Source organism: Leclercia sp. GLN_9 (assembly GCF_043105735.1).
GTDB lineage: Bacteria > Pseudomonadota > Gammaproteobacteria > Enterobacterales > Enterobacteriaceae > Enterobacter > Enterobacter adecarboxylatus.
On sequence record NZ_JBICLV010000017.1, the window covers coordinates 441,336 to 459,956 of the forward strand.

Here is an 18,621-nt window from a genome sequence, read left to right on the forward strand (position 1 = left end):
AATGCCACTGCGAATTTATAATAAAAACCGGTTCTAAATTTTATAAAACACTTGCGTTGAGGTGATTAATGGCAATCGCGGATTTGGATAAACAGCCAGATTCTGTTTCTTCTGTGTTAAAGGTGTTCGGCATCTTGCAGGCGCTTGGCGAAGAGCGCGAAATTGGTATTACTGAGCTGTCCCAGCGTGTGATGATGTCAAAAAGCACCGTTTACCGCTTTTTGCAGACCATGAAATCACTGGGTTATGTTGCACAGGAAGGTGAGTCTGAAAAATACTCCCTGACCCTGAAGCTATTCGAACTGGGCGCACGCGCGCTGCAGAACGTCGATCTGATCCGTAGCGCTGATATTCAGATGCGTGAACTCTCTCGTCTGACGAAAGAGACGGTGCACCTCGGTGCGCTGGATGAAGACAGCATTGTCTACATCCATAAGATCGACTCCATGTATAACCTGCGCATGTATTCACGCATTGGTCGCCGCAATCCGCTCTACAGTACCGCTATCGGTAAAGTTCTGCTGGCCTGGCGCGACCGTGAAGAAGTGAAGCAGATCCTCGAGAACGTCGAGTATAAACGCAGCACTGAACGCACCATCACCACTACCGATGAGCTGTTAGAGGTGCTGGATAAGGTGCGTGAGCAGGGTTATGGCGAAGATAACCAGGAGCAGGAAGAGGGCTTACGCTGCATCGGCGTGCCGGTATTTGACCGCTTCGGTGTGGTGATTGCTGGCCTGAGCATCTCCTTCCCGACGCTGCGTTTCTCTGAAGAGCATCTGCACGAATATGTGGAAATGCTGCACACGGCGGCGCGAAAAATTTCTGAGCAGATGGGTTACAACGACTATCCGTTCTGAGTTTTCCGGTATAAAAAAACGCTGCCCTTGGGCAGCGTTTTTTATGTGCGGAATTAGCCGTTATCGACCACTATCTCGCTCTTTCGCAGCAATGGGCAGCGAGTGAGGCCGATAATGCCGCTGTCAGAATGAATGTATTGTGCTGTACTGAATCCGCGCGCGGTAAGGTACTTGCACTGGATACCCAGTCCGCCCGCATTTTCTTTACTGCCGATCAGCACGCCATAACCCGCCAGCAGTAAACCCGTCCAGATCAGGGCTATAACGATCAGTGTACGAATAAAAAAGCGCATTATTGCCTCATTTTTTTAATGACTGCCCCATAGCGTAACCGATACATTTGCGTTAACAAGCCTATGATTCCGAAAGGCTCGTCTTCACGGTACAGTTAGGCATGGTTTAAGTTGCGCATGATAACCTGGCATCAGGCAGTTATGGACGGAGAGTGGAGTGAAAAAAATACGCTGGGTGATTCTGGTGCTGGTATTGCTGGCCTGTGTGTTGCTCTGGACGCAGACCATCAATGTGATGTGTGACCAGGACGTACAGTTTTTTAGCGGTATTTGTTCTGTGAATAAGTTTATCCCCTGGTAACGGGCATTTTTCTCGCAAATGATTTCCTTCCTGAACGCGAGTGGTAATATGAGCGTTTTTATTGGGGGGTGAAATGGGTGAGTTAGTGAATTCCGGGATGCTGAGCGTGGCATCTCTGGCGATCTCGGTGCTATTGCTGGTGGTGGGGCTGGTGTTGTGGTTTTTTATCAACCGTGCAAGCTCCCGTACCAATGAGCAAATTGAACTGCTTGAAACGCTGGTCGATTTGCAGAAACGACAGAACGCGCTGCTGCGCCGCCTGTGCGAAGCCAATGAACCGGAAGAGAAAGTAGCACCAAAAGCGGCAGAAGAGACGGCTAATAGCCAGGACGATGACTTTATTCGTCTGGTAGCTGAACGCTAACCAGTCAGGGGAGGTGAGTATGGCCTGGAGCAATCCCTGGTATAACGCCTCCCTCGCGCATCATACCCCGCAGGGTTTTCGCAATGTCGATGGCGCTGAGCACCAGCCTGGCGATGTCGAACGCTGGCAGAAAGAGCGAAAAGCCGCCCGCCTGCCAAAGCCGCCCGAACAGGGCTATGAGCATTTTATCCGCCAGTGGTGGCAACCTGTCACCCTGAATAACCATGAAGAGGACGGCGTCTGGTGGCTGGGACATGCCAGCTTGCTGCTACGCCTGAACGGGAAATACATTCTTACCGATCCGGTCTTTTCCCGCCGCGCTTCCCCGGTCCCCTTTGCCGGACCTGCCAGAAAAACGCCGTCGGTGATGAGCGTTGCGGCGCTCCCACCGCTGGATGCGCTGGTGATTTCCCATAACCATTATGATCATCTTGACGCCGCTACGGTACGCCAGCTGGTGCGACGTTTTCCGCAGCTCACCTTTTTTGTGCCCTTAGGCCTTGGAGAATGGTGTCGTCGTCGTGGGGCAAAACAGATCGTCGAGCTGGACTGGTGGCAAAGCTATGTCTTCGAAGGAGTGGTATTCACCGCCGTTCCGGCGCAGCACTGGAGCATGCGAACCCTGTGGGATCGCAACCGTTCGCTCTGGTGTGGGTGGGTCTTTGAAGGGCAAAACCAGCGCTTCTGGTTCAGCGGCGATACGGGCTACACCCCAGATCTGCTGACTATCCCCCAGCGGCTGGGAAAACTGGATACCATCGCGATACCCATTGGCGCCTTTGCACCACGCTGGTTCATGTCGATTCATCATATGGATCCGCAGGCAGCGGTGGCGCTCTGGCAACAGCTGGGCATGCCGCGGGCGATCCCCATCCACTGGGGCGTGTTTGAGCTGACGGATGAGTCACTGGATGAACCGGTCAGAGAGCTGTCTCAGACCCTGAGGGCGTTGTCGCTGCCGGACGATAACTTTCAGCCCTTGCGCATTGGTCAATATTTATCCATATAAACTATTACGAGTTCAGATAGTACTTATTCCGTATTAAACCGACGCGGATCATATTTTAATTTAATCGAAACGTTTTGATTGCCTTTTTTTGAGGCAGGTTCATAAAAATATCATTATTTTGGTGCATAGCGACGAACAACGTTGCGATGTATATAAGTTAAACAAGCGAAGCGCCCAGGGCTGTTTTAAGCAAGGAAACAAATCTCTGCCGTTGCGATTAAAACAGCATAACTTCTTACCAATTGTTCTAACGGAAATAACCCTGTCACGAAATCAGCTTCGCTTGCTGGACGATCTGAAGTTATTGGTCTAAGGTAAAAAAGTCTTTGATAACAGCGTCTCCCCTGACGGTTACTGATCGCGCAACAAACAGGCTCTGTATACACGTAAGTGCATTACTGTGCAGATTGTGGCAAATCAGTCCCCCAATTTGTGCGGCTGATCGAGACACGTTTAAAAATGGCTTGCCATTATTTAAGTTGTATGTGATAACACGGTTTGGGTCAAACGAGGTACAGTTCTGTTTATGTGTGGCATTTTCAGTAAAGAAGTCCTGAGTAAACACGTTGTCGTTGAATACCGCTTCTCTGCCGAACCTTATATTAGTGCCTCATGCAGTAATGTCTCAGTTTTATCTCAGTGAATGCCCACGGGCTAAGAAAACATTCAAAGGAATTTTGCAAATGGCAAAGATTAAAGGTCAAGTTAAGTGGTTCAACGAGTCTAAAGGTTTTGGTTTCATTACTCCTGCTGACGGTAGCAAAGATGTGTTCGTACACTTCTCTGCAATCCAGGGTAACGGCTTCAAAACTCTGGCTGAAGGCCAGAACGTTGAGTTCGAAATTCAGGACGGCCAGAAAGGTCCGGCTGCTGTTAACGTAACCGCTATCTGATCGAACCCCTGCCTTGTCTGAAGCGTTTCGACGTTTCAGTTGCAGAGATAAAGCCTCGCTTGTGCGGGGCTTTTTAATGCAATTTTTTCAAAGTGTTACCACCTGCGTCTCTGTTTGCAGTTTGTTGCAAAGCTGCGAGAGTATTAGCATTGTTTTCCCCATCAGGACGCAAATTTGCCGTTAAATCAGGGCGTTGTTATTCAGCCCTGGAGTTCTGGTGAAAAAGAAACCCGTCAATCCCGCAGCAAACTTCACCCCGTTACGTTTTGCCCTTCTGTGTGTCGCCATTTTTGGCAGCCTGGTTTTCCTGCTCGGGCGCGTCGCCTGGCTGCAGATTGTGAAACCGGATCCCCTCGTTAAGCAGGAGGATATGCGCTCCCTGCGGGAAGTCGCGATTAACGCTCCGAGAGGAATGATAGTCGACAGGGCGGGGCGGCCGTTGGCAGTGAGCGTGCCGGTGCAGGCGGTGTGGGCCGATCCGAAAACGGTGCTGGCGAAAGGTGGGGTCGGATTTGATAATCGCTGGCAGGCGTTAGCCAGTGCGCTGCATTTGTCCCTTCCCAACCTTGCCGCACGAATCAACAGCAATCCGCAGGGGCGTTTTATCTATCTGGCTCGCCAGGTGGATCCTGCCCAGGCCCAGTGGATCGATAAGCTCCATCTGCCGGGTATCAGCCTGCGCGATGAGTCCCGGCGCTTCTACCCGGCCGGGCACGTGGCGGCCAACCTTATCGGCTTTACCAATATCGACGGGCAGGGTATTGAAGGAATAGAGAAAAGCTTTAATGCGCAGTTGACCGGTAAGCCCGGTCTGCGACGCGTCCGCGAAGATCGCTACGGTCATGTGATTGAGAATATTACCGAAGTTCCGCCCGTACCGGCCCATAATATTCAGTTGAGTATTGACGAGCGGCTGCAAACTATCACCGAAGACGCGCTGGACAATGCCGTGGCGTGGAACAAAGCGGAATCGGGCGCGGCGGTGCTGATCAATATCCAGACCGGGGAGATCCTCGCTATGGCCAACTTCCCGGATTTCAATCCCAATAACCGTGACGGTGCCACGCTGAATGATTTTCGTAATCGCGCCATCAGCGACACCTTTGAACCTGGTTCCACCGTCAAGCCACTGGTGCTGATGACCGCGTTACAGCAAGGGCTGGTGCAGCCAGATAGCGTTATCGACACCCATCCCTACACTCTGGCCGGACACCGCATTCGCGACGTCGGTTACTACCCGGAACTGACGCTAACCGGCATCCTGCAAAAATCGAGCGATACCGGCGTGTCCCGCCTCTCACTGGCAATGCCGATCCAGCGTCTGCTGGACACCTATCATGGGTTTGGTTTTGGTCGCTCTACCGGCCTTGGATTAACAGGGGAGAGCAGCGGCCTACTGCCTGAGCGTAAATTCTGGAGCCAGCTCGATCGCGCTACCTTTGCGTTTGGCTATGGCCTGATGGTAACTCCGCTTCAACTGGCGCATGTCTATGCCACCATTGGCGGCAATGGCCTGGAACGTCCACTCTCCATTACTCGTATTGATCCGCCGGTGATCGGCACGCAGGTGATGCCAGCATCCATTGTGCAGGAGGTGGAGCACATGATGGAGAGCGTGGCCTTGCCTGGCGGCGGCGGGGTTAAGGCAGCGGTGCGTGATTACCGCGTAGCGGTGAAAACCGGCACCGCGAAGAAAATCGATGACCGCGGCAACTATGTTGATAAATATGTGGCCTATACCGCCGGTGTTGCACCAGCCAGCCGGCCTGTCTTCGCCCTGGCGGTGGTCATTAACGATCCACAAAACGGGGCCTATTACGGCGGGGCGGTCTCCGCGCCCGTGTTCAGCCAGATTATGGGTGACGTGCTGCGCATCGAAAACATCAAACCTGATGGATTACCGGCCGATTCCAGCCATCTCATCGTAATGCGTTAAGCAAGGCGTTTTACAGCGGGGCGATTAGCGGTACACTTTCGCCCTTTATGATTGCCCGGAGTTCCCATGACATTCTGCTGTCCTCTTTGCCACGCGCCGCTGGCGCATACGGATAAAAGTTACGCCTGCCCACAAGGGCATCGGTACGATATGGCGAAAGAGGGCTATGTCAATCTGCTGCCGGTACAGCATAAGCGTTCGCGCGATCCGGGCGACAGCGCAGAGATGATGCAGGCGCGCAGAGCCTTTCTCGATGCGGGTCATTATCAGCCTTTGCGCGACGAAGTTGCCGGGAAGCTGGCGGCGTTATTGCCTGCAGGGGCGACATCAATTCTCGATATTGGCTGTGGGGAAGGGTATTACACCGCCGCCTTTGCCGACACCGCGCGGGAAAAAGGCGCGTCGACCTTCGGGCTGGATGTCTCAAAATCCGCCATCCGCGCTGCAGCCAAACGCTATTCGCAGGCCACCTTTTGCGTGGCATCCAGCCACCGTCTGCCGTTTGAAGAGAGCAGTATGGATGCAGTGATCCGCATCTACGCCCCCTGCAAAGGCGAAGAGTTAGCCCGGGTAGTGAAAGAGGAGGGCTGGGTGATCACCGTTACGCCTGGTCCGCGTCATCTGATGGAGCTGAAAGGGCTGATTTACAATGAGGTTCTGCTGCATGCGCCGCACTCGGAGCAACTGGCAGGCTTTGTACTTCGGGAGGAGCAATCGCTGGCTTATAACATGTCCCTGAGCGGAACTGAGGCAGTGGCGCTGTTACAGATGACGCCGTTCGCATGGCGGGCAAAACCAGAAGTGTGGGAGACGCTGGCAAAACAGGAACTTTTCAGCTGCCAGACAGATTTTAGCATCCACTGCTGGCAGCGCGTCGGTTAACCGGCGAAGTGGCTCCACATAATCTGCACGCCAATACCGATTAACACGATACCGCCGAGGATCTCGGCGCGTTTGCCTAACAGCGGGCCGATAAACCGGCCGACCATCATCCCCAGAGTGGACATGATTAAGGTCGCGCAACCAATGGCCAGCGCGGTAGCAATGATGTTCACTTGCAGGAACGCCAGCCCGACGCCTACCGCCATTGCATCAAGGCTGGTGGCGATCGCCGTGGTGACCAGCAGCCAGAAGCCGTGACGCTGAACCGGCTCGTCGTCACCGACATCATTGCGAATACCTTCGATAACCATACGACCGCCGAGGAAAGTCAGCAGGATAAAGGCGATCCAGTGGTTCCATTCCAGCACGAACTGGCTGGCAAGCATCCCCAGACCCCAGCCGATCAGCGGCGTCAGGGTTTCGATAGCGCCGAAGATAAGGCCGGTACGCAGGGCTTCAGAGAATTTGGGTTTGTGGAGCGTGGCGCCTTTCCCCATGGAGGCGGCAAAAGCATCCATAGACATACCAAAGGCCAGAAGAAGTGTTGCAGAGAGGTTCATCAGCGCGTCCAGACCGGGAATATCCATATGACACATCACTGCCCCCAGTAAACAGCAGTTGATGCGTCTATGGTCTCGCCTGATCCCTCTGCCTGACGCAGAAACAATCCGTACGTGCCACGTTTTGCAACGAGTATGTTGACACGTACATTTCCGGCATACCGGAAATCGGCTACTCCCCAACGACGGGCGCAACCTTAACATATTTTGAGAAGTTAAAACAACAACCGGAAAGTATTATTCGTTCTATTCGATGATAACGATTTTCATTTGGATGTGGATGTGAAAATAACGTTAAGAATATGGCGTGTATTCACAAAAGAAATATAGCTTTGGCTATAAGGCAGGGTAAAACCCACATCCAAATATAGCCAAGGCTATTATTTTAACTCATTGAGTTTTAACGAGTAAGTGATATATCTTCTCGAGATCGTCGATATTCTTTACCCGGATAAGCAGGCGTCGCTGCTCTAATTGCATCACCAGTACGCCGTCTTCTGATAAATTCATCTCTTTAATGCGGTTATATTCTATCCAGACATTGGCGAAAAAGAACCCAGCAGGTTTGAAGATTATTTTCGGCACCCGCATCCAGAACAGATAAAAGGCCATTAATGCCAGTGCACATAATAACCATGTGGTTAATAAAGCACCCTGGCTCATCACGTTGTTATAAATCAGGATCATCAGCAGGCCAGCAAAGATGACACCATCAACGCGGCCGCGACGCAGCAGGGGGATCGTGAGCAAGGTCGTACCGTTGCGGCGGGGCATGATCAATTCGTCGTAAATGGCATACGCCAGAAGGGCAGCAATAAAGACAACCAGTACGATGTCCGTGACCGTCATTCATCCTCCAGATAAAAAAACGGGGGCATACTTGCCCCCGGTGTATTCAGCAAAAACTTACAGGCCCAGCAGACCGATAGCGTAACCCACGATACCGATAACGAAGAAGCCGACGATGATCCACAGCGCATTCACCTTCTTGCGCAGCAGCCACATACAGGCGAAGGTCAACAGCAGCGGCACCAGGCCCGGCATCAGTTGGTCAAGGATGGTTTGTACCGTGGTCACGCGCGTCTGGCCATCCTGGCCGGTGATGGTGGACACCACCAGCGGGATGTTGACGTGCGTCCACTTGTTCACCAACGCCCCCATGACAAACAGGCCGAGGATTGACGCCCCCTCGGTCAGTTTTTGCAGGAAGCCGCCGCCCATATCCTGAACGATATCCACGCCCTTACGGTAGCCGTACGCCACGCCGTAATAACGGGTCGCCAGACGTACCACGTTGAACAGGATAAAGAACAGCAGAGGACCAAGCAGGCTACCGCTCATAGCAATACCCGCACCCAGCGCTGCAAAGACCGGACGTACAGTCCCCCAGAAGATCGGGTCACCAACGCCTGCCAGCGGCCCCATCAGACCCACTTTGATACCGTTGATGGCACCATCGTCGATCTCGGCGCCGTTCGCACGCTGCTCTTCCATCGCCAGCGTTACGCCCAGTACCGGGGCCGCGACGTAAGGGTGGGTGTTGAAGAATTCCAGGTGACGCTTAATCGCCTGACGACGCGCGTCGTTGTTTTCCGGGTACAGACGTTTGATCGCCGGCACCATCGAGAAGCAGAAGCCCAGCGCCTGCATACGTTCGAAGTTCCATGAACCCTGGAACAGGTTTGAACGGATGAACACGCCACGAATATCCCCTGGAGTCAGTTTTTTCTGAGGGGTAGTTTTAGTCATATCAACCATGTCGCTCACCTGCTAGTCCAGTTCGTTATCGAGATCGTTATTACCAGCAACCTGTGCACCACCGGCTACGCGGTTATATTTCGGGCTGAGCTGGATGTAGAGGATAGCCATTACCGCACCAATCACGCCCAGTGCAACCAGGTTGAAGTTGGTAAATGCCGCGGTAACAAAGCCGAGGTAGAAGAACGGCATCAGGTAGCCTGCGCGCATCATGTTGATGACCATCGCATAACCCACCACCACGATCATGCCACCCGCAATGTTCAGACCGCCGGTAACCACCTCTGGAATAGCGTTCAGCATGCTCTGCACTTCACTGGTGCCGACAGAGATCGCCACGATGACCGCCGGGATAGCAATACGCATCGCCTGCAGGAACAGGGACGAGACGTGGATCCAGGAGAGCGCCGTCAGGTTGCCATTCTCCGCCGCCTTGTCAGCCGCATGCTGGAACGCAACGGTGATGGTACGCACGATGATGGTCAGAACCTGACCTGCAGCTGCCAGTGGAATAGCCAGCGCGATACCGGCACCGATGTTTTGATGGCCGGCAATAACCAGAACGGTAGAGATGATGGAGGCAAGCGCCGCATCCGGGGCCACGGCGGCACCGATATTCATCCAGCCGAGGGCGATCATTTCCAGGGTACCACCGATGATGATACCGGTTTTCATATCCCCGAGAACGGCGCCGATTAACGTACAGGCAACCAGCGGACGGTGAAACTGAAATTCATCAAGTACGGATTCCATACCCGCTATACAAGCGACGACGAACACCAGCACAATCTGAAGAGTGGTAATCTCCATTGTACTTCTCCTATGACATAAGCTTTATGTGAAAATCAGCGCAGGGTTATTTCCCGACTTTGCCGATCAAATCCATCATTTTCAGTTTCTGATCGGTGGAAACTTTACGAGCCTCAAGCTCAATACCGCGGGCATTGAGTTTTTTAAAGGCTTCGATATCTTTCTCATCGACTGAAATCGCATTGTTCACCTGGGTTTTACCCTGACGGAACGCCATACCACCAATGTTGACGGACGTAATGTTCACGCCGCCTTCGACAACGCGTTCAACGTCTGTCGGATTGGTAAACAGCAGCATGATGCGTTCACCCGCATATTTCGGGTTGTTATAAACGCGGATCATTTTGGCAACGTCCACCACGTGGGCGGTCACGCCCGGCGGCGCTACCTGGGTGAGGAGGGTTTTACGGACCGTATCGGCGGCCACTTCATCGCTGACCACGATAATGCGCTGCACGTTGGTCTCTTTGGTCCAGCGGGTCGCAACCTGACCATGAATCAAACGGTCGTCGATACGCGCCAGGCCAATCTGCATGTAATCGTTCGGACCCATCGGCTTTTGCGAGGCGGCGGGTTTCGCAGCCGCTGCGGCGGCAACGGGTGCGGCTTTTGCGACCTCAACCGGTTTCGCTTTCAGCGCTTTCACGCCTTCGCGACCGGTTTCGACCGCCAGCGCAACCAGCTCGTCAAAGGTTGGGTTATCGTCGCGTGCCATCAGGGTTTCAACCAGCATCGGAATATTGACCCCGGCGACCACCTCATACTGCTCTTTATCGACCACAATGCGGCTGGCGGCGTTAAACGGGCTGCCGCCCCATGTGTCAACAAGGAACAATACGCCGCTGCTGGTATCCAGTCTGGACAGTTGAGCCGTGTATTTTTCTATCAGTGTCTCGGCGTTTTCACCGGGAACGAAATCGATCCAGCCGACGTTTTCCTGTTCGCCTAAAAGCATTTCTGCGGTTTTAAGTAACTGCTCTGCAGCCCAACCATGTGTGCCTATAACAATAGCAATAGTCACTTGCTACCTCCTTTTATTATCGTTAATACCCCGCACGAGTGAGGCATTAGTGATCATCTTCGAAAGAACGAATCGATTCAGATAAGGGTTAGAGTTCAATGAACTAAGACTTACGCGATTTATTTTAGACAGTGAAAAAATAATTTATGTGATGAAGATCCGTAATTTAGCCTAAGCCAACCAGATATTTCTGTGATCGAAATAAGCACGGAAACATCTGTTTGCAAAGGAAAGTAAATCTTTGCCACAAAGCCCAGGTCTCTGATATGTTTAGCTTCCGTTTACTTGTCAGGAGTATTGGGCAGTAGCCCACTGTATGGACCGTCACCGACGCCAGTCACACATCCGGCCAACTCTGGCCAGCCTTACCGGCTATTCACGCCACTCACTGTTTACGCCTTTTACCGTTTCGCCCGAATCTGTCGTGGCGCCGTTTTGCCATTCCTTTAGCAGGAGCTTGTCATGGAATTCTTAATGGACCCGCAAATCTGGGTAGGATTGCTCACGCTGGTTGTGCTTGAGATCGTTCTCGGCATTGATAACCTGGTGTTTATTGCTATCCTTGCCGATAAACTTCCGCCTAAACAACGAGATAAAGCACGCTTAATTGGCCTGTCACTGGCGCTGATCATGCGTCTTGCACTGCTGTCGGTCATCTCCTGGATGGTGACGCTGACGCAACCGCTGTTCACCGCATTCGATTTCACCTTCTCAGGGCGTGACCTGATCATGCTGCTGGGGGGGATATTCCTGCTCTTCAAAGCCACAACCGAGCTTCATGAACGGCTGGAAAACCGCCAGCATGACGACGGACACGGTAAAGGCTACGCCAGCTTCTGGGTGGTGGTACTGCAAATTGTGGTGCTGGATGCCGTCTTCTCCCTCGACGCGGTGATTACCGCTGTCGGTATGGTGAACCATCTGCCGGTGATGATGGCTGCCGTGATCATTGCGATGGCGGTGATGTTGCTCGCCTCAAAGCCGTTGACACGATTCGTCAACCAGCATCCGACCGTGGTGGTGCTCTGTCTGAGCTTCCTGCTGATGATTGGTCTGAGCCTGGTGGCAGAAGGTTTCGGCTTCCATATTCCGAAAGGCTATCTGTACGCCGCAATTGGTTTCTCCATCATTATAGAGATGTTTAACCAGATTGCCCGTCGCAACTTTATTCGCCAGCAGTCGAACCAGCCGCTGCGTGCCCGTACCGCTGATGCGATCCTGCGTCTGATGGGCGGCCGCCGTGAAGCCAAAGCCCAGCAGGACAGCGATAACCATGTTCCGGTGCCGGTCCCGGAAGGCGCCTTTGTGGAAGAAGAGCGTTATATGATCAACGGCGTTCTGTCGCTGGCCTCGCGCTCCCTGCGCGGGATCATGACCCCGCGTGGCGAGATCAGCTGGGTTGACGCCAGCCTGAGCGTGGAAGAAATCCGCCAGCAGCTGCTCTCCTCCCCGCACAGCCTGTTCCCGGTGTGTCGCGGTGAGCTGGATGAGATCATTGGTGTTGTGCGCGCCAAAGAGATGCTGGTGGCGCTGGAAGAGGGGGCAAACGTTGAAGCCATTGCCGCTGCGTCGCCTGCCATCGTGGTGCCAGAAACCCTCGACCCGATCAACCTGCTTGGCGTACTGCGCCGTGCCCGGGGTAGCTTTGTTATCGTGACCAACGAGTTCGGCGTGGTACAGGGTCTGGTTACGCCGCTGGACGTACTGGAAGCGATTGCCGGTGAGTTCCCGGATGCTGACGAAACGCCAGAAATCATCAATGACGGTGATGGCTGGCTGGTCAAAGGCACCACCGACCTGCATGCCCTGCAACATACGCTGGGTCTGGAACATCTGACCAACCACGATGAGGATATTGCGACGGTGGCTGGTCTGGTGATTGCCGTTAACGGTCAAATCCCGCGTACTGGTGATGTTCTCGAATTACCGCCGCTGAAGATAACGATCGTGACCGCCAATGATTACCGCGTTGACCTGGTGCGCATTGTTAAAGAGCAATCTGCCCACGACGAAGAAGAGTAATCAGGGTAATAGCGGCATCATCGTCCCGTTATGCGTGGCTGGCGGAGGTGAACTCTCCGCCAGCCACTGCGGGAAATCCCGCAGTGGCATTGGCCGCGCATACAGGAACCCCTGCAAAAACTCCACGCCGTGCAGGCGAAGATGGCTGGCCTGGTCGCAGGTCTCCACCCCCTCCGCCACCAGCTCAATGTTCAGGCGTTGAGCGAGGGCAATAATAATATCCGTCACCGTCGAATTAACGGCATCGGTGCCAATAGCGGCGGTGAAGGATTTATCAATTTTTAGCACCTCAGGATTGAGTTTTTCCAGCCACGAGAGCGAGCTGTTGCCGGTGCCGAAATCATCGATCGCCAGCTTGACCCCTTTCTGATGCAGTGCCTCCACAATGTTGTAATCCATCTCCAGCAGGGTATCGCGCTCGGTAAGTTCAATCACCAGTTGCTGTGCTGGCTGGGCGCTGAACCAGACGTGGTTCAGGTCGTGGAGAAGCACCCCGTCGCGAAAATGGCTGGCCGCCACGTTAATGCCAATATGAAAACCCGACACGGTGGGGAATATCGGCAGATGGTTGACGGTTTCGATCAGCACGTAGCGGGTGAGGGGGACAATCAGGTTATGCTCCTCTGCCAGCGGAATAAAGATATCCGGGGAAATCCACCCCTGCCGCGGATTATTCCAGCGCAGAAGAATTTCCACCCCGACACAATCTTGCTTTTGGGCATCGATCAGCGGTTGGCAAAACAGCTCGAACTCACCGGTCGCCAGCCCGTAATTGATCTCTCGCGTAAAACTCATCCGACTGGCAGTGGCAAGCCAGGCGATATACCCCACCAGCATGGTGAGTATCACCGCCAGCGGCAGCTGTGAGGGCAGGCTTCTCAGCGCCAGGTCCGTCGGGCCGGGGCCGTTCACGGTAATGGTGAAAGGGAAATTGCCGGAGGCCTGCTGATACACCGTCTGGTCGCTGTCAAACACCAGCGCATCCGAGAGCTGGCGGTCATGATTCAGATGTTTTCCGCCCACGCTGAGGTTGACGTCATTAATGATCGGCAGCTCTGGCTCCAGCAGCAGTCGGGCAATGAGCTCGATATTGACAATTTCCATGACCCCATCGTCACCTTCGCCGGGCACCGGATACCACTGAATAAGCACCGGGCTGCCTTGCAGCAGGGCCTCATCGGTAGTGAGAAACAGTAAAGGTTGGGAGGCGGGCAGTTGGGGCTGGAACTGGCTGATGGGAATATCGCGTTCGCCGAACATACTGGAGCAGTAGAGAATGCCGTCTTTGATCAGGCCAATCGAGCGCACGGTTTGCAGGGAGGCAGCCTGTTTACGTAGTAAAAAATTGACCTCCATGCAGGGCAGGCCGATCAGCGGTTGCACCACGTCGCGCCCGGTCTCCAGAGGCTGCAGGATCTTATCCAGCGTTTCAACCGCGTGTGAAACGAAGGCGGCGGTAGATTGCTGATTTAAATTGCGCTGTGAAATAAAGCCAATAATTAGCGTGCAAACGAGGGTAGTAAGTGACAACACCAGGCAGACGATAATCCGTTTGCGGCGATAATTGGTAATTATCCTGTGAGCTGTTTGCATGCCACGGCCACCCGAAAAGCCACTGGCGTGAATGCCCGTGGCAACTCAGGTAGTGTAGTGGGCATTATTTCAGGTAACGAGAAATGTTCATGAAATTCGCCCATCCGTATCAGATGGGCGAAAGGGGTATGAAAGACAATAGTTGCAGGGACGTCGTCAGAGGATTAGTCGCACTGCACCTTGATCGCCAGCCCGCCGCGAGAGGTTTCGCGGTATTTGGCGTTCATGTCTTTGCCGGTTTCATACATGGTTTCGATCACCTTATCCAGCGAGACGCGCGGTTCGCTGGTGCGGCGCATGGCCATGCGTGAGGCGTTGATGGCTTTCACCGAGGCAATGGCGTTACGTTCGATGCAAGGCACCTGCACCTGACCGGCAACCGGGTCGCAGGTCAGACCGAGGTTATGCTCCATGCCGATCTCTGCGGCGACGCACACCTGTTCCGGGCTGGCGCCCAGCAGCTCAGCGAGACCGGCCGCCGCCATCGAACAGGCCACGCCAACTTCACCCTGACAGCCCACTTCGGCGCCGGAAATAGAGGCGTTCATCTTATACAGCGCACCCACCGCGCCCGCGGCGAGGAAGTAGCGGATGTAGATGTCCGGGCTAACCGATTCGATAAAGTGATCGTAGTAGGCCAGTACCGCCGGAACGATACCGCAGGCACCGTTGGTCGGTGCCGTCACGACACGTCCGCCCGCGGCGTTCTCTTCGTTCACCGCCAGGGCAAACATGTTGACCCAGTCGATCACATTCATCGGATCGTTGGAATACTTATCGGTGGTGACCAGCATCCGGCGCAGGGCAGAGGCACGACGCGGTACACGCAGCGGGCCAGGCAACACGCCTTCGGTGTTGATGCCGCGATCGATACAGGCACGCATGGTCTGCCAGACGTTAGCAAAATAGTCTTCAATCTCTTTTTTGCTGTGCAGCGCCAGTTCGTTCTGCATCACCATGCCAGAGAGGGACAGGCCGGTCTCTTTGCAGTAATCCAGCATCTCTTTTGCTGACGAGAACGGGTAAGGCACGTTCACGTCGCCCGCAGTGTCTTTACCGAAATGCTCTTCGTCGACAATAAAGCCGCCGCCGATGGAGTAATAGGTTTTGCTGTAGACCACTTTATCGCCGTTAAAGGCGTGGATCTGCATCCCGTTTTCATGCAACGAGAGGTTGTCGCTGCGAAAACGCATGCCGTCGTCCTGCGGGAAATCCACTTCCTGCCGGCCATTGGCCAGCAGCAGACGACCGCGCGTTTCCACGTCGCGGATAAACGCCGGAATGGCGTCAATATCTACGGTGTCCGGCATATTTCCGGCCAGACCCATAATAATGGCGATATCGGTGTGGTGGCCTTTACCCGTTAATGACAGTGAACCGTAAACGTCCACAGCCACACGAGTAATGCTGTCCAGTAATCCTTTTTCGACCAGGTCATCGACGAACTGTTTACCGGCCTTCATTGGCCCGACAGTGTGGGAAGAAGAGGGACCAATCCCCACTTTGAACATGTCGAATATACTAATCACTTTAACACTCCTGACAGGGTTACCAGTTTTCCAGTAACGATGTAATAACTTCGCATAGTGTAAGAGGGAAGCCCGTCGTCAGCTTAACTATTCACATGAATTAAACTAATGGCTAAGACGGGATTAACTAATAGCGGGAGGCGGATCGCAAAGGAGTAAAAAAGAGCCGAATGTAAAGTATAGTCAAGGTTTCAGGCCGATCTGTAGCGCCAGCTCGCGAATAATTCCCGCGGTCATGCCCCAGACAAAATAATGCTGATACCACGAGAGCCACACCCGATGATCGTGGCCACGGCGTTGAATATCCAGGGGATGATAACGACCCAAACGCAGGGCTTCCGCCAATGGCATTTCGAATACCGACTCCACTTCGTCAACGCTGGCATGGTAGTGCAAATTTGGTGGGATAATCCCGACAACCGGCGTCACCTGAAAACCGGTCACGCTGTCCACCGGTGGCAGGACACCAATCACCTCGACTTTATGCGGCGGGATCGCCACCTCTTCTTGCGCCTCGCGCAGAGCTGCGGCAATCAACGACGCGTCGGTGCTATCCACCGCGCCGCCAGGAAACGCCACCTGACCGGCATGTTTGCGCATCTGCGAGGAACGACGGGTCAGCAGCAGACCCGGTTGCTCCCGACGCACCACCGGGATTAACACCGCCGCCTGACGCTGATTCAATGAGGTGCTGTTCACCTGCGGGCGCAAAAGCTGAAAACGCGATAAAAAGTTGTCGAGGGTCAGGTCGCGGGTATCCACCAGTTAGCTCTCCAGTTGTTGCAGAATACGATTCACTTTATAAAAGGTTTCCTGATATTCCGCCGCCGCCTGGCTGTCAGCCACCAGTCCGCCGCCTGCGGAACAGTAGATCTGTCCGGCCACCGCCGTCAGGGTGCGAATAGTAATGCTGGTGTCCATCCCGCCGCACAGGCTGAGATAGCCGATACTGCCGCACCAGGCGTTTCGGCGATGTGGCTCCAGCTCGTCGATAATTTCCATCGCCCGCACTTTAGGCGCGCCGGTAATCGACCCGCCCGGGAAGGCGGCACGCAGCAGATCGCACGCGGTCTGCGCAGGCGGCAGCCGGGCGGTAATGGTGCTGACCAGATGATGCACAGCAGGGAAAGGCTCCACCACGAACAGCTCCGGCACCCGCACGCTTCCTGGTGCCGCCACCCGGCCAATGTCGTTTCGCATCAGATCGACGATCATCAGGTTCTCGGCGCGATCTTTCGGCGAGGTGGCGAGCTTTTCTGCCTGCTGGCGATCGGCATCTGCCTCCGCCAGCCGCGGCAGGGTGCCTTTGATCGGCCGGGTCTGGATGACGCCCTCCGCCAGATGGATAAAACGCTCCGGCGAAAGACTTAAAATGGCCCCCTCTTCAAGGCGTAAAAAGGCGCTGAACGGGGCGCGGTTGCTGGCATTCAGCCGGGTAAAGGCCTGCCACTCGTCGCCCTCATAGCTGGCCTGAAAACGCTGGGCCAGATTCACCTGATAGCAGTCGCCGCTGTGCAAAAAGGCCTGCACGCGATCGAATTTTTCCCGGTATTCCGCCGCCGTCATATTGGCTTGCCAGCCGGAGGTGAGCCGGAACGCGGGCACCGTGGCGGGGGCGCGATGTGATTCCAGCCACGCCAGCCTGGCTCCGGCATCGCCATGGCACACCAGCGAGACGCTTTGCTGTTGATGATCGACCACGATCGCCCAGTCGTACAGGCCGACAGCCATGTCTGCCAGGGTGATATCGCGCTCGGCCCGTTCCGGCAGCTTTTCAAAGCGGCGGCCAAGGTCGTAGCCAAACAACCCCAGCGCGCCACCCTGGAAGGGCAGAGCCGGATTCGGCGTGCAGGGCAGGCCCATCTCATCAAGCGCCTGCTGGAGCAAACTCAACGGGCAGGCGTCCGAGTGAACACCGTCAATCAGGGTATCCGCGCCATGGGTCACCAGCGTCGTGCGCGGGTCGGCCACCAGAATGTCAAAGCGACTGTAAGGATGATCCGCATGGCCGGAGTGCAGCAGCATTGCCCAGGGGAGATGGCTTATTGGCGCGAACCAGAATTCTGCGGCGTCCGTGCGCCAGGGTAATGTCAAAACAGTGGGGGATAACGGGTTCATGGGTGGTAGACTACCGGGCAGCGTGAAATAATTAGCGCTGATAATTTAGCAGGAGTTGACGATGTTTGCAGGTTTACCTTCACTGAGCCACGACCAGCAGCAAAAGGCCGTCGAGCGTATTCAGGAGCTGATGTCCCAGGGGATGAGCAGCGGACAGGCGATTTCTCAGGTAGCACAGGAGCTGCGCGCCACCCATACCGGCGAGCGGATCGTGGCGCGCTTTGAAGATGAGGATGAAGAAGAGTAACGCGCTTACACCGCGGCGATAATCTTAATCTCAACCTTATACTGCGGTTTCATCAGCGTCGCCTGTACCGTGCAGCGTACAGGCGCGTGACCGGCCACCACCCACTCATCCCAGGCTTTGTTCATCGCCGCAAAATCGTCTTTGCTGGCAAGGAAAATGGTCGCATCCAGAATGCGGGACTTGTCGCTGCCCTGTTTTTCCAGCACCGCGTCGATCTGCGCCAGGGTATTGGCGGTCTGCTCATAGGCCTCAGCATCGAGATTCGCCGGTACGCCGGTGTAGTACAGGGTCTGGTTGTGGATCACAACATCTGACCAGCGGGCTTCGGCATCAATGCGCACAATTGTCATACAGGTTTCCTTATGAATGTCTGTTTCAGCAGGCAAGACTGCCATATTGTTTTGCCTGCGTCACTCTCGACTGGC

At 54.5% G+C, this 18,621-nt stretch carries 21 protein-coding genes and 1 pseudogene; 11 read left to right on the forward strand and 11 right to left on the reverse strand.

Annotated elements, in window-relative coordinates; all coding sequences use genetic code 11:
• Window positions 1-68: 68 nt before the first annotated feature.
• Window positions 69-860 carry a DNA-binding transcriptional regulator KdgR gene (gene kdgR / locus ACF8PE_RS12885; protein WP_032611524.1) on the forward strand — a complete coding sequence of 264 codons (792 nt, stop codon included), beginning with the start codon at window positions 69-71 and terminating at the stop codon, window positions 858-860.
• 53 nt (window positions 861-913) lie between these two features.
• On the opposite strand, the gene ACF8PE_RS12890 is transcribed toward kdgR, so the two are convergent.
• Window positions 914-1,153, reverse strand: coding sequence for a YobH family protein (locus ACF8PE_RS12890; protein WP_117385402.1), 240 nt, complete (start codon window positions 1,151-1,153; stop codon window positions 914-916).
• A gap of 157 nt (window positions 1,154-1,310) precedes the next feature.
• On the opposite strand from ACF8PE_RS12890, the gene mgrB reads away from it, so the two are divergent.
• The 7 genes and pseudogenes from mgrB to rlmA all read left to right on the forward strand — a co-directional run bounded on the left by mgrB (window position 1,311) and on the right by rlmA (window position 6,538).
• Window positions 1,311-1,454 (forward strand): PhoP/PhoQ regulator MgrB, encoded by a 144-nt coding sequence (gene mgrB, locus ACF8PE_RS12895; protein WP_032611520.1) that lies wholly within the window; start codon window positions 1,311-1,313, stop codon window positions 1,452-1,454.
• 73 nt (window positions 1,455-1,527) lie between these two features.
• A complete protein-coding gene (locus tag ACF8PE_RS12900; RefSeq protein ID WP_032611519.1) occupies window positions 1,528-1,818 on the forward strand; it encodes a YebO family protein in 291 nt (96 codons plus the stop codon).
• A 19-nt stretch (window positions 1,819-1,837) separates the two neighbouring features.
• Window positions 1,838-2,827 (forward strand): MBL fold metallo-hydrolase, encoded by a 990-nt coding sequence (locus tag ACF8PE_RS12905; protein ID WP_392494957.1) that lies wholly within the window; start codon window positions 1,838-1,840, stop codon window positions 2,825-2,827.
• Window positions 2,828-3,353: 526 nt separating this feature from the next.
• Window positions 3,354-3,492, forward strand: a pseudogene (locus ACF8PE_RS12910) (DUF2627 domain-containing protein); the annotation flags it as partial.
• 18 nt (window positions 3,493-3,510) lie between these two features.
• Window positions 3,511-3,720 (forward strand): transcription antiterminator/RNA stability regulator CspE, encoded by a 210-nt coding sequence (cspE, locus tag ACF8PE_RS12915; protein ID WP_001062678.1) that lies wholly within the window; start codon window positions 3,511-3,513, stop codon window positions 3,718-3,720.
• Between the two features lie 217 nt (window positions 3,721-3,937).
• Window positions 3,938-5,656 (forward strand): peptidoglycan glycosyltransferase FtsI, encoded by a 1,719-nt coding sequence (gene ftsI / locus ACF8PE_RS12920; protein WP_059307650.1) that lies wholly within the window; start codon window positions 3,938-3,940, stop codon window positions 5,654-5,656.
• A 66-nt stretch (window positions 5,657-5,722) separates the two neighbouring features.
• Complete coding sequence (gene rlmA, locus ACF8PE_RS12925; RefSeq protein ID WP_191152522.1) at window positions 5,723-6,538, forward strand: 23S rRNA (guanine(745)-N(1))-methyltransferase; 816 nt, start codon at window positions 5,723-5,725, stop codon at window positions 6,536-6,538.
• Here rlmA and mntP read toward each other — a convergent pair.
• The 5 genes from mntP to manX form a co-directional block, all read right to left on the reverse strand.
• Window positions 6,535-7,098 carry a manganese efflux pump MntP gene (mntP, locus tag ACF8PE_RS12930; RefSeq protein ID WP_032611566.1) on the reverse strand — a complete coding sequence of 188 codons (564 nt, stop codon included), beginning with the start codon at window positions 7,096-7,098 and terminating at the stop codon, window positions 6,535-6,537. The two genes, rlmA and mntP, sit on opposite strands and share 4 nt — an antisense overlap.
• A 390-nt stretch (window positions 7,099-7,488) precedes the next feature.
• Window positions 7,489-7,947, reverse strand: coding sequence for a DUF986 family protein (locus ACF8PE_RS12935; RefSeq protein ID WP_032611507.1), 459 nt, complete (start codon window positions 7,945-7,947; stop codon window positions 7,489-7,491).
• A 57-nt stretch (window positions 7,948-8,004) separates the two neighbouring features.
• Window positions 8,005-8,856, reverse strand: coding sequence for a PTS mannose transporter subunit IID (locus ACF8PE_RS12940; RefSeq protein WP_032611505.1), 852 nt, complete (start codon window positions 8,854-8,856; stop codon window positions 8,005-8,007).
• A gap of 12 nt (window positions 8,857-8,868) precedes the next feature.
• Window positions 8,869-9,666 carry a PTS mannose/fructose/sorbose transporter subunit IIC gene (locus tag ACF8PE_RS12945; protein ID WP_032611504.1) on the reverse strand — a complete coding sequence of 266 codons (798 nt, stop codon included), beginning with the start codon at window positions 9,664-9,666 and terminating at the stop codon, window positions 8,869-8,871.
• Window positions 9,667-9,712: 46 nt separating this feature from the next.
• Window positions 9,713-10,687: a PTS mannose transporter subunit IIAB gene (gene manX / locus ACF8PE_RS12950; protein WP_032611503.1), complete on the reverse strand. Its 975-nt coding sequence runs from the start codon at window positions 10,685-10,687 to the stop codon at window positions 9,713-9,715.
• A gap of 316 nt (window positions 10,688-11,003) precedes the next feature.
• Here manX and ACF8PE_RS12955 point away from each other — a divergent pair, with 316 nt between their 5' ends.
• Window positions 11,004-11,162, forward strand: a complete 159-nt coding sequence (locus ACF8PE_RS12955) for a protein YoaL (RefSeq protein ID WP_371320486.1) — start codon at window positions 11,004-11,006, stop codon at window positions 11,160-11,162.
• Entirely contained in the window at window positions 11,150-12,709 is a 1,560-nt protein-coding gene (gene yoaE / locus ACF8PE_RS12960; RefSeq protein WP_032611501.1) for a CNNM family cation transport protein YoaE, read from the forward strand. Before ACF8PE_RS12955 ends, yoaE begins: the two co-directional genes overlap by 13 nt.
• Here the strand turns inward: yoaE and ACF8PE_RS12965 are convergent, their stop codons facing one another.
• From ACF8PE_RS12965 to pabB, 4 genes are all read right to left on the reverse strand, one after another.
• Window positions 12,710-14,302 (reverse strand): EAL domain-containing protein, encoded by a 1,593-nt coding sequence (locus ACF8PE_RS12965; RefSeq protein WP_077227063.1) that lies wholly within the window; start codon window positions 14,300-14,302, stop codon window positions 12,710-12,712.
• 164 nt (window positions 14,303-14,466) lie between these two features.
• Window positions 14,467-15,831, reverse strand: coding sequence for an L-serine ammonia-lyase (sdaA, locus tag ACF8PE_RS12970; protein ID WP_059307653.1), 1,365 nt, complete (start codon window positions 15,829-15,831; stop codon window positions 14,467-14,469).
• Window positions 15,832-16,014: 183 nt separating this feature from the next.
• Entirely contained in the window at window positions 16,015-16,593 is a 579-nt protein-coding gene (locus ACF8PE_RS12975) for a CoA pyrophosphatase (RefSeq protein WP_032611493.1), read from the reverse strand.
• 3 nt (window positions 16,594-16,596) lie between these two features.
• Window positions 16,597-17,949, reverse strand: coding sequence for an aminodeoxychorismate synthase component 1 (gene pabB / locus ACF8PE_RS12980; protein ID WP_392494958.1), 1,353 nt, complete (start codon window positions 17,947-17,949; stop codon window positions 16,597-16,599).
• Window positions 17,950-18,010: 61 nt separating this feature from the next.
• Here pabB and ACF8PE_RS12985 point away from each other — a divergent pair, with 61 nt between their 5' ends.
• Complete coding sequence (locus ACF8PE_RS12985) at window positions 18,011-18,196, forward strand: YoaH family protein (protein WP_032611488.1); 186 nt, start codon at window positions 18,011-18,013, stop codon at window positions 18,194-18,196.
• A gap of 5 nt (window positions 18,197-18,201) precedes the next feature.
• Here the strand turns inward: ACF8PE_RS12985 and ACF8PE_RS12990 are convergent, their stop codons facing one another.
• Complete coding sequence (locus tag ACF8PE_RS12990) at window positions 18,202-18,546, reverse strand: RidA family protein (RefSeq protein WP_032611486.1); 345 nt, start codon at window positions 18,544-18,546, stop codon at window positions 18,202-18,204.
• Window positions 18,547-18,621 lie beyond the last annotated feature (75 nt).

Excerpts from the sequence above, each read along its gene's own strand:
- ACF8PE_RS12905 (WP_392494957.1), top strand. The coding sequence starts at position 1,838 with ATGGCCTGGAGCAATCCCTGGTATAACGCCTCCCTCGCGCATCATACC.
- pabB (WP_392494958.1), bottom strand. The coding sequence starts at position 17,949 with ATGAACCCGTTATCCCCCACTGTTTTGACATTACCCTGGCGCACGGAC.
- ACF8PE_RS12965 (WP_077227063.1), bottom strand. The coding sequence starts at position 14,302 with ATGCAAACAGCTCACAGGATAATTACCAATTATCGCCGCAAACGGATT.
- ACF8PE_RS12945 (WP_032611504.1), bottom strand. The coding sequence starts at position 9,666 with ATGGAGATTACCACTCTTCAGATTGTGCTGGTGTTCGTCGTCGCTTGT.
- mntP (WP_032611566.1), bottom strand. The coding sequence starts at position 7,098 with ATGAACCTCTCTGCAACACTTCTTCTGGCCTTTGGTATGTCTATGGAT.
- cspE (WP_001062678.1), top strand. The coding sequence starts at position 3,511 with ATGGCAAAGATTAAAGGTCAAGTTAAGTGGTTCAACGAGTCTAAAGGT.
- ACF8PE_RS12935 (WP_032611507.1), bottom strand. The coding sequence starts at position 7,947 with ATGACGGTCACGGACATCGTACTGGTTGTCTTTATTGCTGCCCTTCTG.
- yoaE (WP_032611501.1), top strand. The coding sequence starts at position 11,150 with ATGGAATTCTTAATGGACCCGCAAATCTGGGTAGGATTGCTCACGCTG.
- ACF8PE_RS12900 (WP_032611519.1), top strand. The coding sequence starts at position 1,528 with ATGGGTGAGTTAGTGAATTCCGGGATGCTGAGCGTGGCATCTCTGGCG.
- ACF8PE_RS12890 (WP_117385402.1), bottom strand. The coding sequence starts at position 1,153 with ATGCGCTTTTTTATTCGTACACTGATCGTTATAGCCCTGATCTGGACG.
- rlmA (WP_191152522.1), top strand. The coding sequence starts at position 5,723 with ATGACATTCTGCTGTCCTCTTTGCCACGCGCCGCTGGCGCATACGGAT.
- kdgR (WP_032611524.1), top strand. The coding sequence starts at position 69 with ATGGCAATCGCGGATTTGGATAAACAGCCAGATTCTGTTTCTTCTGTG.
- ACF8PE_RS12990 (WP_032611486.1), bottom strand. The coding sequence starts at position 18,546 with ATGACAATTGTGCGCATTGATGCCGAAGCCCGCTGGTCAGATGTTGTG.
- ACF8PE_RS12940 (WP_032611505.1), bottom strand. The coding sequence starts at position 8,856 with ATGGTTGATATGACTAAAACTACCCCTCAGAAAAAACTGACTCCAGGG.
- ACF8PE_RS12955 (WP_371320486.1), top strand. The coding sequence starts at position 11,004 with ATGGACCGTCACCGACGCCAGTCACACATCCGGCCAACTCTGGCCAGC.
- ACF8PE_RS12985 (WP_032611488.1), top strand. The coding sequence starts at position 18,011 with ATGTTTGCAGGTTTACCTTCACTGAGCCACGACCAGCAGCAAAAGGCC.